This window comes from Vibrio hepatarius (assembly GCF_043642085.1).
Classification (GTDB): domain Bacteria; phylum Pseudomonadota; class Gammaproteobacteria; order Enterobacterales; family Vibrionaceae; genus Vibrio; species Vibrio hepatarius_C.
In genome coordinates this window covers 106,890-121,096 of sequence record NZ_JBHZSA010000007.1, presented here as the reverse complement: position 1 = coordinate 121,096, position 14,207 = coordinate 106,890, and the positions used below count along the sequence as shown (strand labels likewise).

Annotated in this window: 9 protein-coding genes and 1 tRNA gene; 5 read left to right on the top strand and 5 right to left on the bottom strand. The window is 45.0% G+C overall.

Going from position 1 to position 14,207, the window contains the following annotated elements:
- The first annotated feature begins 5 nt into the window (after positions 1-5).
- A complete protein-coding gene (locus ACHUFZ_RS14845; RefSeq protein ID WP_394127757.1) occupies positions 6-3,119 on the top strand; it encodes a response regulator in 3,114 nt (1,037 codons plus the stop codon).
- On the opposite strand, the gene ACHUFZ_RS14840 is transcribed toward ACHUFZ_RS14845, so the two are convergent.
- Positions 3,116-4,582 carry a protein adenylyltransferase SelO gene (locus ACHUFZ_RS14840; protein WP_394127756.1) on the bottom strand — a complete coding sequence of 489 codons (1,467 nt, stop codon included), beginning with the start codon at positions 4,580-4,582 and terminating at the stop codon, positions 3,116-3,118. The two genes, ACHUFZ_RS14845 and ACHUFZ_RS14840, sit on opposite strands and share 4 nt — an antisense overlap.
- A gap of 255 nt (positions 4,583-4,837) precedes the next feature.
- On the opposite strand from ACHUFZ_RS14840, the gene ACHUFZ_RS14835 reads away from it, so the two are divergent.
- The gene (locus ACHUFZ_RS14835) at positions 4,838-6,835 is read left to right on the top strand and encodes a methyl-accepting chemotaxis protein (RefSeq protein ID WP_394127755.1); all 1,998 of its coding nucleotides are present in this window, start codon (positions 4,838-4,840) and stop codon (positions 6,833-6,835) included.
- A 59-nt stretch (positions 6,836-6,894) separates the two neighbouring features.
- Here the strand turns inward: ACHUFZ_RS14835 and ACHUFZ_RS14830 are convergent, their stop codons facing one another.
- Entirely contained in the window at positions 6,895-7,506 is a 612-nt protein-coding gene (locus ACHUFZ_RS14830) for a DUF2913 family protein (RefSeq protein WP_394127754.1), read from the bottom strand.
- 150 nt (positions 7,507-7,656) lie between these two features.
- Positions 7,657-9,285 carry a response regulator gene (locus tag ACHUFZ_RS14825; protein ID WP_394127753.1) on the bottom strand — a complete coding sequence of 543 codons (1,629 nt, stop codon included), beginning with the start codon at positions 9,283-9,285 and terminating at the stop codon, positions 7,657-7,659.
- Positions 9,286-9,869: 584 nt separating this feature from the next.
- On the opposite strand from ACHUFZ_RS14825, the gene ACHUFZ_RS14820 reads away from it, so the two are divergent.
- Both ACHUFZ_RS14820 and ACHUFZ_RS14815 read left to right on the top strand, forming a co-directional pair.
- Entirely contained in the window at positions 9,870-10,229 is a 360-nt protein-coding gene (locus ACHUFZ_RS14820) for a YciI family protein (protein ID WP_394127752.1), read from the top strand.
- A gap of 3 nt (positions 10,230-10,232) precedes the next feature.
- Positions 10,233-11,462, top strand: coding sequence for an RNA polymerase sigma factor (locus tag ACHUFZ_RS14815; RefSeq protein WP_394127751.1), 1,230 nt, complete (start codon positions 10,233-10,235; stop codon positions 11,460-11,462).
- 136 nt (positions 11,463-11,598) lie between these two features.
- Here the strand turns inward: ACHUFZ_RS14815 and ACHUFZ_RS14810 are convergent.
- A tRNA-Arg gene (locus ACHUFZ_RS14810) sits at positions 11,599-11,675 on the bottom strand.
- Positions 11,676-11,876: 201 nt separating this feature from the next.
- Between ACHUFZ_RS14810 and folD the strand changes: the two genes are divergently transcribed.
- On the top strand, positions 11,877-12,737 hold the full coding sequence (gene folD / locus ACHUFZ_RS14805; RefSeq protein WP_394127750.1) for a bifunctional methylenetetrahydrofolate dehydrogenase/methenyltetrahydrofolate cyclohydrolase FolD: 861 nt from the start codon (positions 11,877-11,879) through the stop codon (positions 12,735-12,737).
- A 191-nt stretch (positions 12,738-12,928) separates the two neighbouring features.
- On the opposite strand, the gene ACHUFZ_RS14800 is transcribed toward folD, so the two are convergent.
- Positions 12,929-14,128, bottom strand: a complete 1,200-nt coding sequence (locus ACHUFZ_RS14800) for a NupC/NupG family nucleoside CNT transporter (RefSeq protein ID WP_394127749.1) — start codon at positions 14,126-14,128, stop codon at positions 12,929-12,931.
- Positions 14,129-14,207: the final 79 nt, after the last annotated feature.

Genomic DNA, 14,207 nt, shown 5'->3' with positions numbered 1-14,207 from the left:
CAATTATGGGCTTAACGCAGAAAATTCTGGCCATCGTGACCCTACTTATCGTCTGTATTTTCCTTGGCGCGGGTTACTACATTGCTAGTTTTTCAGAGCGGACCATTCGCTATAACGCTCACCAAAGCCTAAGTGGCTCTCTCGAGCTCGCAGAAGGCATTATTGATGGCTATAACCAAAAAGTGACGTCAATTGCCAACCTCAACAGCCAGAATCGCAGGGTCATCAAAGCACTTGATCTCGGCATCAATCGAGGCGTGGCTCAGGAGTTGAATGATTCGATAAAAAACAGTCAGTTCGTCAATTACATCTTTATCGTCGACTATGACGGTCATGTTTTTTCAACGTCCACCATCAATTACCAGAAAGAAAAGTTCTATGGTGAACAATGGCTATACGAGAAATTGCTTACCCGTACTATGTTTAGTCCTTTGTTTATCCGTAACACCGTCATCAGCACGCCGGGCATTGACCCTTTCCTTATCGACAAGGAGGCGATTTCTCAATGGGTTGCCAGCCCAATATTATTCCGTGAGCAAGTGCTCGGCTGGACTCTAATCTCATTTGACTGGCAAACCAGTATGAAGGATTTACTCGATGCTACGTTGCTTCGTCTTGAGCACGCCTTCTATCCAGTCACTCAAATCAAGCTATCTGACGAATTGAGTAATATTGCGCCCATCACCGTTGGTAATGCAACGCCACCAGCAATGCCAATAAGTGCTGAAAAGGATATGTTCTTTGATCAAGTAAACTACCTGCTATCCGTCACGTTCGATGAGGAAGAAGCACTCAGTAGTCTCAGTGCCATCAAGCAAATGATGTTGTTCATTTTTGCCCTTTCGGCAGTCCTATTAACTTTGGCGTTATGGATTTCTTTACGGGCTCTGATCGTCCAGCCCCTCAATCAACTCGACTCGCGTATTCGTAAAATCAGCTCTAATCGGCCAGAACAGAGACTGCCTAATTTTGCTAGCCCAGAAGCAAATACTATCGCCTCAACGATTAACCACTTACTGCAACGTATCCATACCAACACCATCTCGATAAAGAGACTTGATGAGGAGATGAAGCTAAAACAAGTATCCGAAGAAAGCCAAATACTGCTTAGTCAAAAACTTGAGGCCATCTTGGATACCGCTGCTGACGGCATCGTCACCATAGATCAAAGAGGCAAGATCCTTAGCTTTAACCAAGCTGCCCAGAGAATGTTTGGCTATTTAGAGCACGATGCGATTGGCATGCCTGTCGAAAACTTAATGCCTAAAAAGTACGCCTCCATGCACCAAACCTTTATCGACCAACATAATGCGACAGGACGCAGCAAAATCATTGGTGTTAAAGACAAGGAAGGCCGTCTTGGCAGAGAGTTTCAAGCGGTAAATAAAGAAGGCGAGCAGTTCCCAATCCTTTTATCCATTGCCAAGGTCGAAACCAATGACGGCGTGATATTTTCTGGTGTAATCAAAGATATTTCCAAGCAGAAGGATGGAGAGCAAGCGTTGATCGCCGCCAAAGAAGAAGCCGAAGAAGCGGCGAAATCAAAAAGCGAATTCTTGGCGGTGATGAGTCACGAGATCCGAACGCCAATGAATGGCATTATTGGCATGCTCGATCTGCTATTAGAGAACAACCTCAACACCTCACAGTCTCATCAAGCTTATCTCGCTCATACCAGTGCCCTCTCCCTTTTGGCATTACTCAACGACATTTTGGACTTCTCTAAAATTGACGCTGATAAGCTAGAACTTGAACGTCATCACTTTGATTTAAGGCACATGCTCGGCGATTTCTCTGAACAGATGGCAGCGAGCTCAACCAACCCGAACGTTGAGATCATTCTTGATATGGTCCAGGTCGAACACTCAATGATTCTCGCTGACAGTACTCGAATTAGACAGATTTTCTCTAACTTAGTCAGCAATGCATTGAAGTTTACAGAACAAGGCGAAGTGGTAATTAGCGTACGCTTGGATGAACACGATGAGGATAACTGGCAGCTCAAAGCTTCGGTGAGAGATTCAGGTATCGGCATACCACAAGACAGACTTGATTCCCTATTTGATAAATTCAGTCAAGTTGATGCTTCTACCACACGTCGCTATGGCGGTACTGGTTTAGGGTTAGCGATTGTTAAGCGCTTATGCCACGCGATGGGGGGTCGCGTTACAGTCAATAGTGAAACGGGCAAAGGGAGCGAGTTTTCATTTCATATTCAGGTGGGTAAATCGGACCAATCGACAAAAGTCATTCCATCTGTCGACGTGTCATTGCTCAATATCTTAGTTGTCGACGACAATGCGATTAACCGCGAAGCCATTACGCGACAATTGCAGCACTGGGGTTCAAAAGTGATTGCCGCTTCTAGTGCTAAAGAAGCCTTTGAACTGTGCCAACGCCGCGATGACGAGCAATTCCCGATGTTTGATATTGCTCTATTAGATATGCAGATGCCCGATGTAAGTGGGCTGGAGTTGAGCCAAAATCTGAAAGCCAATCCAAAGACTCAATCGATCAAACTCATCATGATGACGTCAATTGAGGCGATATCTCAACAAAACGCCTTTGAAACTTATGGCTTCAGCGGCTATTTCGTTAAGCCGGCAACCACTCAAGATTTACTTAACGCGCTAAAAGTTATTGCCAGCCCCGACTTCTCACCTGGGGAGCAATTGGTCACCCACAACTATTTATCTGCGTTAGAGCCTGCCCCACAGCCAGAACCCGAATTGAAAAGCGGTTTAAGGCTACTGGTTGTCGAGGATAATCGTGTCAACCAAATGGTCATCACCGGCGTTTTACACAAGATGGGGCTATACAGCACGATTGCCAATAATGGTAAAGAAGCACTCGATGCGCTTTCAGGTTCACAGTCATTCGATATGATATTGATGGATTGCCAAATGCCCGAAATGGATGGCTACGAAGCCACCCACCGAATTCGCAACGGAGAGGGGGGTAACGAAGTAAGAAACATCCCGATCATTGCGATGACAGCCAATGCAATGGAAAGTGATCGCAAAGCCTGCAAAGACGCAGGCATGAACGACTTTCTGACCAAACCATTAAATCGCACCCTACTCAAAGAGAAGCTCCAGATATGGAGCCAATCAGATTAAGATGAGCAGCTAATTTCCATTTTCTTACCCCAGTCTGGCGGTAAGTTGGCATACGCTTCCATCTCTGGCTGCTCTGCATAGGGTTGACGTAATAACTGCGCTAATTGATGAACCTCGGAAAAGTCCCCCTGCTCAGCTTTATCAATCGCTAATTGAGCAAGATAATTACGCAGGATGTATTTAGGGTTCGCTTTACGCATCTGTTCGCAGCGCTGTGCATCACTAATTTGTTGGCCTTGCTCATCCCTTTCCACCTCGCAGCGCTGCAAATAGTTCGCTAGCCATAACTTCGCGGCCTTTCGATCGATAAATAGATCGTACACCTCACTGATATCACTCCGATCAAGGCAGGATAAGGTGCGCATGAAGCGAGTGTAATCGACTCGGTTTTGATGCAGCAATTCGAACATTGAAGCGAACAACTGAGAATCTCCCTCATGCTTGCTTTGCAGGCCCAACTTATCGCGCATTAAGCGGCTAAAATGTAGGCCAAGTTTTGTTTCATAGCCAGATAATGACCGCTCTAGGTCTTCTCGCGCAACTAACGGCGATAGGCTATGCGCCAATGCAGATAAGTTCCATAAACCAATTCTTGGTTGCTGATCGAAAGCATAGCGGCCTTGATAATCAGAATGGTTACAAATATAACCAGGCTCATAATCATCCAAAAAGCCAAACGGCCCATAATCAAAGGTTTCGCCGACAATCGACATATTATCGGTATTCATCACACCGTGCGCAAAACCATACGCCTGCCACAGCGCAATCATCTCTGCGGTACGCTCGACAATATTGTTAAACATTACCGCGTAAGGTTTATCGTGCTCTAGACACTCTGGCCAATACCATTCAATGACTTTATCGGCCAATAGTTTTAGTTCGCTAAGTTGATTGGTGTAAAAGAAATGCTCAAAATGACCAAAGCGAATGTGAGTGGTTGCCACTCGAAGTAACAAGGCGCCCTGCTCCATTTTCTCGCGATACACTGGCGTGTCACTCACCAGCATACCAAGCGCCCGAGTTGTAGGTATACCTAGTCCCGCCATCGCCTCACTGCATAGGTACTCACGAATGGTTGATCTCAGTACTGCTCGGCCATCTCCCATACGCGAATAAGGTGTCAATCCTGCGCCCTTAATATGAAGATCGTATACTTGACCGTCTTGGGCGGTCATTTCACCGAGCAACAAGCCCCGTCCGTCACCTAGCTGTGGGTTATACGTTCCAAATTGATGTCCAGCATACTTCATGGCAAGTGGCGGTCTACTTTCATCAAGCTGTTCGCCGCTTAGTAAAGCTTTAAGTTCGCCAGTTGGGGCCGACTGTGGCATTCCAAACTGAATCGCCAACGCCTCGTTCCAAGCGACCCAACGGGAATCGTCTAACGGCTGTGGTTTAACTAACGTGTAAAAGCATTGCGGCAGAGAAGCATAACGCTGAGAGAGTGTGACAATTGCGGACATATACAAACCATGAAAAAAAGCCAATATTGTGAGGCTAGCATACGTCTATTTTATAAATTAACACCAGCCTTTATCTATCAATACCTTAGCCTATTTTTGATGATAATTGTCGAACAACTAAAGATTATTTTCCGCACAAGTCAACACCTATAATAGGGTTATCAATAACTATTGGTGTTTGGTCACTCTAAAAAATATCCGTTTCGTCTATAGTTGCATATATAAAAATATAACAACTTTGTCAGGAGACTAGGTATGCATTCATTGATGAAGCGCTTTTCGATACACCACATTGTTACTGCCCTCGCAGGGGTTCCGCTACTCATTGCCGTATTCTTGTCTGTAGAGCTTTTTCTCAGTCAAAAAACAACGGTCGATCAAGCACATAAAGATCAAGAGATTATCCAACTGACCTTACTGTACGATAACCTTGCGCATAATCTAGCAGTAGAGCGTGGTTTAACCGCTGGCGTATTAGGCAGTAAAGGTGCGCCAGAGCAAGTAAGTAAACTCTCTGAACAGCGCCAAAAAGCCGATCAACATATCCGTGAATTTAAAACGTTCAACCCTGAATACATTGCGGAAAGTTTAACTAATCAACTCAAACAAGATTTGCTGACGCAGTTGGCCAAGTTATCAGATGTTCGCGCCCAAGTAGACACATTATCCCCGACCATTTCACCATTTAGCTATTATTCCAATCTGAATCAGCTAGCGATTGATAACTCATCGATTTTAATCTCAGCGGTAAACAATCAAGAAATAACTCGCCTTGGCAACTCACTCACCGCCATCATGGTTATTAAAGAGCGAGCCGGCCAAGTTCGTGGTGCGTTAAACGGAGCTTTCGCAAGAAAACAATCGTCGCCAGCGCAATATGCGGCTATCCAGCAATACCTCGCATCAGGTGACTACAGTGAAAGAATGACTCTACTGACGATGCCACAAGCCTATATCAATCAGCTAAATGCTGCCAAAGGCAATGCGACTTGGCAACAAGTTGAGGAAATTCAGCAAAGTTACCTAGCGCAAAAAGATACTCTAGCCCATTTACAAGGCCCTTCTCCTTTAGCTTGGTTTAGTGCAGCAACAGAACGTATCAAGCTGGTCAATCAAATTCGTAATCGCCTACAGGCCGACATGACGGAAATCGCGACTAGCCAAGCTAGCGCGGCAACGTGGCAAATGAGTACTTTGCTGGCGACAATGCTTTGTGCAGGCTTGGTGCTGATTTCAGTACTAGTGGCGTCATTACGCACTCTAAAACGCCGCGTGGGTGACTTAACCACTAACCTTTCGCATATGTCAGAAACCAACAATCTCAGTGTGGTACTCCAATCAGATGGTAAAAATGAGCTTTCTCAGATTTCGCGTAGCGTAAATGGACTCATTACCAGCATTAAGAATCTTTTGCTCAACGTCACGGAAAGTAATCAACACAGCAACCATAGACTTGAGCAGATGGTACAAGGCGCCACAGATTTAGGCGCAAGTAGCCAAGCAACCGCCGCTAAATGTGGCAATATCGCTGCTGCAATGACCGAGCTTTCGCAATCCAGTTTGGAAATTGCTTCTTCGTCAGAACGTTCACTTGAAGAGACCGAGCAAATGACGAATAAAGTGATGACTTGCCAACAGCAAAGCCAAGAGTCTTACCACATGGTTGAAGCCTTGGTGTCTCAAATCGAACAAACGCAGTCGTGCATGTTACAGCTAGAAACGGACGCGCAAAGTGTCAGCAAGATCGTTGAGACGATTAACGGTATTTCAGAGCAGACCAACCTACTCGCGCTAAATGCGGCTATTGAAGCGGCCCGTGCGGGCGAGCATGGTCGAGGATTTGCGGTCGTCTCTTCTGAAGTCAGGGACTTGGCGCAAAGAAGTAAGGAAGCAACGGAAGACATCTCTCAGCTGCTGGCTAACATCACCAATAATACTCAAACGGCTGTGAGCAATATGAATAAGAGCCGTGAAGCGACCGACGCCACCTTTAGCTCAGTGTCTGATGTCAATAGCAGTATTACTCAACTAGAAAGTTTGATTGAGACGGTTAACTTGCACATTACCAGTATTGCCAACTCGACGGTTGAGCAATCGAAAGCGAGTGAAGCGGTAGATAAAGATGTCGATGTGCTAGCGGAAATCGCCCAAACAACCGGACAGCTTGCCAGCACAATGAATGACATTGTATCGAGCTATCGATTGGAAGTGTCAGAAGTCAACCAACAACTGCAAGAGTTCAAGCTCTCTTAAAACGAAAAAAGTGGCCTCGCGCCACTTTTTTTTATTTCTGATATTTCTGCTGAGTAGAGCTACTTTCGCAGCCCTAGAGAAATTCGCACGAAGTCACCATCTTCAAACTCAACCTTGTGGTCAAAAAGCGAAGAAGAATAAATCGTACGTAAGAAACTATGCCTTTCACCATGTGTGCCGCGAAATAACATCGAAATGTCAGCAACAAGACGATTACGGTTGTTAAAGTGTGCGTTTAAGTCTTGCGATAGAACACACAACAAGCACCCTTTGCTATTATGCTGCAAATCGACTTTCTCTGGACTTGATACTAAGACGGTCGTATTTAACTCTTTCTCAAGTGTATTGACCAAGAGTAAAAAACTGTCTAAATGCGGCAGCTCATCACCCTCAACTGGCGTGAGAAGGTTGTCCAGCATTGACTCAATATCTAAGTTTTGCGCTCGCGCATGACTCACCAACGAACGCACTTTCTTCTTAAATGGCTTGTACTTTTTACTGTTGGCCGCCTTGTTTAACCAAGCAGACAGGATATCGTTAACATCTGAGCGAGACTTTCTCGACAGTACTTTACCAGTATGATTGGTGCGCAAATGGAGCAAAGCATGAAGAGCGAGTTCAGCCAGTAGAGGTTCAAACTCAGGTTTAATTTTAGTATGGATACTGCGCATATTTACTAAAGATGGGTACTCGGTAAGAACTTGGTCAAATCACATTCGATTGGGGAACGACATGCTACCGAAAAGCAACCTTTAAGTACAGCCATCAAGCGGCCCCATATCGATTAACTCTGCTATCTATAGCTCAAATCCATGATTAAATTATGCAAAACTCGCCAATCGTTGCTCAACTATCTGCTTCGCTTGCAGGATTTTGTTCACCTTAGGATGCTTTGGGTCCTGCTTCATTAAGTTCGCGATCACAATATCAATACTGGTTGTAAACTGCTGCTCAAGAGACTGACGGTCTGGATGGCCCGCTACGTTGTACTTAAGCATCGCATTAATAAAGTGCGAATGGTGATTGATATAATATGGCGCCTCTTTCGCTTTGATCGCTAAGGAATCAACCATACTGCCAGACGACTCTTTGGCACGTGCACTCTTTATCGCATCCAACTTACTCGCGAGACGCATATCAACACGTTTCAAGATCAGCCCATTCACCGCTGCCGCTAGATTCTTCTTTGAGACATTTTGTTGCTGCAGTCCCGGTACCCACTGCTGAACTAGGCCCAAACAACCAATGTGCAGCGCAACCGCAATAAGAATCAATTTACGATGTTGCCAATGTGTCTGTGCATACAAAACATCGAGGCGTTTTGGTGAGCACACAGGGTTACAGCTATTCATCTGCAATAATAGCTGATATAGCCCTTTGGTCACCTTACGAGAATCAATCACCGATGGCTGTGCTAGAACGAGGATCTGATTGAGTGTCGCTTTCAAGCTAGCAGGGTTTAACTTACCTTTAATTTGAAAAGCGATGATAATATCGAGAAACAGACGTAACTCTTCGATTTCAACCCGCTGAGCATCACTCACTATCGCATCGTCGTCGGCTTTCGCGAGGCAGCACAGCGCTTTGTCATACTCACCTACCCCAACATGCAGCATTGAACAGTTAATCGTCAGTTCAACGCGATGAGGGAAGCGCTGACACAAGTTACTCATCACAGCGACCGCACGTTCCACATTGCTATCAAGCAACGATTGGTACGCCGTAATCTGTGAGACGATAGGATCTTCAGGATAACCTAGTAGCTCGTACTCATGCGCCAAAGCCAACGCTTTATCATCATTTCCTAATTCAAGGTGAAGAGTGATCTGTTTTATCAGGGGCCATGGATGTTTAACTTGCTGATGCAGGCGTTCTAAGACTTCAAACGCTGCGCCGTAATTGTTTTGCTCAACATAGTAATCAACCACGACTTTGTGGCAGCCGAACCATTTCTCCCCTTTACGCCTTAATTGAGCGTCACAGATATTCATCACACTCTCAAAATATCCCAGCACTAGATGCTTATGCACCGCGGTCAGAATATCGCGCTTCAGCAGACTGACTGACACGGTCTGTTTGAGCTGAATATAGTTGAATGGATGGCCAAGAATGTTGTCAGGTTCTAACTCCTGCACTTCTTTGAGCTGTGCTTCATCACTGCTATTGGCGATCATGACAAAAGAGCAATCACGAGAAAATGATCTGCTCTGCTGATATAGGAAAAAATACTTAGCACCCACGACGCGTTTCTGGCTCATGTACGAGCAAATGATCACGTCAAACGAATATTGGTTAATCAACTGTCGGTAGGTAACAACGTTCTGTGCTTTATGCACTTTGTCATCAGCACTACCCATTTTTTTCAGCATGTTTTTAATCGAGGAACAAAGCATGCTGTTTTCTTCAACGATCAATATTCGCTTGTTTCTTAAATCTAAATTGCCAGCCATCTATCTGTATCTATCGCGTTCTCTAAGAATGAGACAAGGTAAAAGCCAGTTTTCACTAGCCCTATCTATCCGATGTTCTAGATACACAACAGAGAAGGAGTTTACAAATCAATCAATCTAAAAAGATAACTATTCTTTTATATTCATATAGTTAAAATGAATTTCACATCCACATTAGAATTCACAATGAAAATACTAAAAAGAAAATCATAAACAAAATGCGGCCCTTTTGTTCACAAAACAAACAACAATAATGAATGGGGCATTGGGAAATTTCAGCAGAAAAGCAAAAAACCCGGCAACTCTAAGAGTTACCGGGGCTTTCTAAGAAATGGGTAAAACACCTACTCGTAAAGTATGACGGATAGTGACACTAGCTTGAAGTGGGGTGAAGTTTTCTCAGCCCTATCCTGCCCCATAAGCGAAACACTTTAACGACACCTAGCACAAATCTCGCAGTGGATAACTATTTGGTCTCTGTTCTATTGTACATTCACAAGGCAAAAAAAATTTGAGTGCATGTCGAAAATGGCGAAGTGCAAACGTCCTTGAGAAGGAAACAACAAACCAGAAGGAAACTTAAGATGAAATACATGCTTTTGCTTTACGCAGCACCTGATCAAGAGCCGGCATTTGGCACCCCTGAATTTGACAAGATGATGGAAGATTTTGCCATTACCACTGAGACTTTCGAAAAGGATGGGATATTTGTAGGAGGCGAAGGGTTGCAGGAGACTGAAACGGCAACTTCACTACGGATTAAATCCGGTAAGGTGGAAACCATGGACGGCCCCTTTGCGGAAACACGTGAACACTTGGGGGGATACTACATCATTGACGTTCCCGACTTGGACGCCGCACTGCGATGCGCAGAAATCATTCCCGTGGCTAAATTTGGCACCATCGAAGTCCGCCCTCTATTGGATTATAACGAAGCAATCTAACGTATGAATAATGCCCCTTCAAAAACTATCGCTGTCAGTCATGTGATTAATGATGTCTTGAGTAAAGACAGAGGGCGGCTTTTGGCTGGGCTTATTTCACGCCTTGGTGATTTTCAAGTGGCCGAGGATGCACTACAGGAAGCATCGATTGCAGCGTTGAAGCACTGGACTCGATCTGGCCCTCCTCATAACCCTGCGGCTTGGCTGCTAAGAGTCGGTTTAAATAAGGGCATCGATCATTTTCGCATGATGCAACGAGAGCAGCGTAAAGCGGGGGATCATGCTGATATTTTCACCGATGATAAGGTGTATGACGTTCCTGAAACCATTCCGGATGAACGTCTGCGCCTTATCTTTACCTGTTGTCATCCAGCCTTGGAAGAAAAATCGCGTATCGCTTTGACCCTACGTACCGTGTGCAATTTGACTACAAAAGAAATTGCTGCCGCTTTTCTTGACAGCGAGCATACAATGGGACAGCGATTGTATCGCGCAAAAGCAAAGATCAAAGCCAAAGGAATTCGGTTCTCTATCCCTGAAGCTGATAGATGGCATGACAGGCTGGATACGGTGTTAACAACCATCTATTTGATATTCACCACTGGCTATGTCATGGAAGCTGAATGCCCTCGCTCCCTGTGCCAAGAGGGTATATTTTTGGCCAGACTTCTTAACAAACTACGGCCCAATGATCCGGAAATAGAAGGGGCACTTGCATTAATGTTGCTTACGGATGCGAGAAGCACAGCTCGAATAAATGACGATGGAGCCATGGTACCCATTGAAGAACAAAACACTTCACTATGGCAACAAAACAAGATTGATGACGCTCAGCGTACCCTTTCCAATGCGATCGAAAAAAGACAACCAGGGCCGTTTCAGATTAAGGCTGCTATTACAGATTGTCATATGACAAGGCCCAGCCCCGATTGGTACCAGATGTCTTTGCTTTATCAATCGCTATGGCGATTCGAACCTACTCCGGTTGTCGCCTTGAACTGGGCAGTAGTGATTGCAGAAACCGAGCGTGCAGAACTTGCGCTCAAAAAATTGGACGAATTAAAAGAAGACCTTAAAGATTACCAACCTTGGTATGCTGCACGTGCACATATTCTCAGTAAATTAGGGCAGAAAACAGAGGCGAGCATTTTTTACAAACTGGCGATTGAGAGGTCATTAAGTGTATCGACACGTAAGTTTTTGAAGCTGCGATTACGAGATGTCAAAAATTGATTTGCTCTTTGTGGGCATTAATGAGGTAGTCAACCACTCTTTAGTTGCTCAATAGACGTTAAAAAGGCATCTACGGTACCACCAGAAAAGCAAAAGCCCCGGCAACTCTAAGAGTTACCGGGGCTTTCTAAAGAAATGGCACGCCCTATAGGATTCGAACCTATGACCACATCCTTAGAAGGGACGTGCTCTATCCAGCTGAGCTAAGGGCGCGCTACAGGGACAGGATTATACGAGGATGAGCCGTTAAAACAAGGGCTTTGTTTAACATTATGATCTGATTGACTAAAAAAAGGTCACGGAACTCTATTTTGATTAAAAACACCACAAAGCAAACGTTTGCTTATAGATGTTCGTCAAATAATTTGCGACAATGCGCTGCAAATAAGTCGCTATAAATTCTTAAGGTATGTCATGACAGCTCAAAATATCGACGGAACTCTTATTTCCCAAACCGTTCGTTCAGAAGTAGCAGCTCGCGTTAAAGCTCGTAAAGAAGCGGGACTTCGCGCTCCGGGACTTGCGGTTGTTTTAGTTGGTGAAGACCCTGCATCTCAGGTGTATGTAGGAAGTAAGCGACGCGCTTGTGAGGAAGTGGGCTTTGTTTCAAAGTCATTTGATCTTCCAGCGGACACAACAGAAGAAACGCTGCTTGCGCTTATTGATGAACTCAATAACGATGATCAAATTGACGGTATTTTGGTTCAGTTGCCGCTACCTGCGGGCATCGACGCAACACACGTACTAGAGCGTATCCACCCAGAAAAAGACGTTGATGGTTTCCACCCTTACAACGTTGGTCGTCTAGCACAACGCATTCCAAAGCTACGTTCATGTACACCAAAGGGTATTATCACTCTGCTTGATCGTTACAACATTGACCTTCGCGGTAAACACGCTGTGGTCGTTGGCGCTTCAAACATTGTTGGCCGTCCTATGACGCTAGAATTACTGCTGGCAGGCTGTACAACAACAACTTGTCACCGTTTCACTAAAGATCTAGAAGGCCACGTACGCCAAGCAGACCTTGTTGTGGTTGCGGTTGGTAAACCAAACTTTATTCCGGGTAACTGGATTAAGAAAGGCGCGGTTGTGGTCGATGTGGGTATTAACCGCTTAGAGTCAGGAAAACTTGTCGGTGACGTGGACTACGAAGTCGCGAAAGAGAACGCAAGCTTCATTACTCCTGTACCGGGTGGTGTCGGCCCTATGACAGTTGCAAGCTTGATTGAGAACACCATGCTAGCTTGTGAGCAGTTCCATACGAACAAGTAAAGCTCACAACGCTTCATAGAAATAAAAAAGGGTTGATGTTTAACATCAACCCTTTCTTTTTGTCGGTCATTCCCGAGAGGGAAGAATGACCGAGTTGGGAATCTCTTACAGTAATTCAACAACGAAAAGAAAATCCTTACTCACTCATCCTTCGTTCTAAGGAATGACACACTGGTTATTAACGCTTGCAATTAAAGGCTTAAAATCACACCAGCAATAGATGCGCTCATCAGGTTCGCCATAACACCTGCAGCAATCGCGCGGAAGCCATATTTAGAGATAAACGGACGCTTCTCGGGTACCACGCTACCTAGACCGCCAATCAACATGGCCATGGTAGAGATGTTAGCGAAACCACACAGCGCAAAAGTAACAATCGCTTGAGAGTGTGTACTTAGCTGAGCTTTCACATCCATCAATTGAATGAAGGCGACAAATTCATTTACAACGATCTTGTTACCGATCAGAGAGCCCGCTGTAATCGCTTCAGACCAAGGAATACCTAATAGCCATGCAACTGGAGCAAAAAGATAGCCCAAGATAAGCTCAAAGCTCAGCTCCATACCCACTAGGCTACCTAGCCAACCGAGCATACCGTTTAGCATCGCAATCACACTGATAAATGCTAGGAGTGTTGCACCAACTGCTACCGCAATACGCAGACCCGACATTGCGCCATCTGCCATCGCTTCGACTACGTTGGTTGCACGTGGCATTTCAACGTTGTCTAGTTCAGTCGCTGTATCAATCGCTTCTGTTTCTGGCACCATGATTTTGGCCATTAGAAGACCTGCAGGTGCAGACATAAATGCCGCTGCAATTAAGAAGTTAAGATCAACGCCCAATGACGCGTAACCCACCAACGTACCACCAGCCACTGAGGCAAGGCCACCGACCATCACAGCAAAGAACTGCGAGTCCGTCATGTGCTTTAGATATGGTTTAACCACTAATGGCGCTTCAATCATACCGACAAAAATATTCGCAGTTGCAGACAGCGACTCTGCACGGCCAATACCTAGTAGCTTTTGTAGACCACCGCCGATCACATTGATCACCTTTGGCATTAAACCAATATGGTACAAACCTGAAATCAGTGCAGAGAAGAAAATGATAATACCAAGAACATTGATCGCGAAGGTAAAGCCACCTGTCGCTAGGCCACCAAACAGAAACGCAATGCCTTCTTGACCATAGTTGATCAAGTTAGATACCGCGCCAGTCACTGTGTTAAGTACCTCTTTACCTGCAGGCACATACAAAACGAGTAGTGCAAAAGAAATCTGCAAAGCAAACGCTAAAGATACGGTTTTGAGGTTGATGCTTTTACGGTTAGTCGACAGCAGCCATGCAACAAACAGGATGGCCACAATACCAAGAATTGAGTTCATAAAATGAATCCGACAAAAGGGGGAACAAGAGTGGCGACGGAGTGTATAGAATCAAAAATGAGATGCAAATCACATTTGT

What these genes read in the sequence shown, in the direction of transcription:
- ACHUFZ_RS14845 (WP_394127757.1), top strand. Translation starts at nt 6, where the DNA reads ATGGGCTTAACGCAGAAAATTCTGGCCATCGTGACCCTACTTATCGTC.
- ACHUFZ_RS14815 (WP_394127751.1), top strand. Translation starts at nt 10,233, where the DNA reads ATGAATAATGCCCCTTCAAAAACTATCGCTGTCAGTCATGTGATTAAT.
- ACHUFZ_RS14830 (WP_394127754.1), bottom strand. Translation starts at nt 7,506, where the DNA reads ATGCGCAGTATCCATACTAAAATTAAACCTGAGTTTGAACCTCTACTG.
- ACHUFZ_RS14800 (WP_394127749.1), bottom strand. Translation starts at nt 14,128, where the DNA reads ATGAACTCAATTCTTGGTATTGTGGCCATCCTGTTTGTTGCATGGCTG.
- ACHUFZ_RS14835 (WP_394127755.1), top strand. Translation starts at nt 4,838, where the DNA reads ATGCATTCATTGATGAAGCGCTTTTCGATACACCACATTGTTACTGCC.
- ACHUFZ_RS14840 (WP_394127756.1), bottom strand. Translation starts at nt 4,582, where the DNA reads ATGTCCGCAATTGTCACACTCTCTCAGCGTTATGCTTCTCTGCCGCAA.
- ACHUFZ_RS14825 (WP_394127753.1), bottom strand. Translation starts at nt 9,285, where the DNA reads ATGGCTGGCAATTTAGATTTAAGAAACAAGCGAATATTGATCGTTGAA.
- folD (WP_394127750.1), top strand. Translation starts at nt 11,877, where the DNA reads ATGACAGCTCAAAATATCGACGGAACTCTTATTTCCCAAACCGTTCGT.
- ACHUFZ_RS14820 (WP_394127752.1), top strand. Translation starts at nt 9,870, where the DNA reads ATGAAATACATGCTTTTGCTTTACGCAGCACCTGATCAAGAGCCGGCA.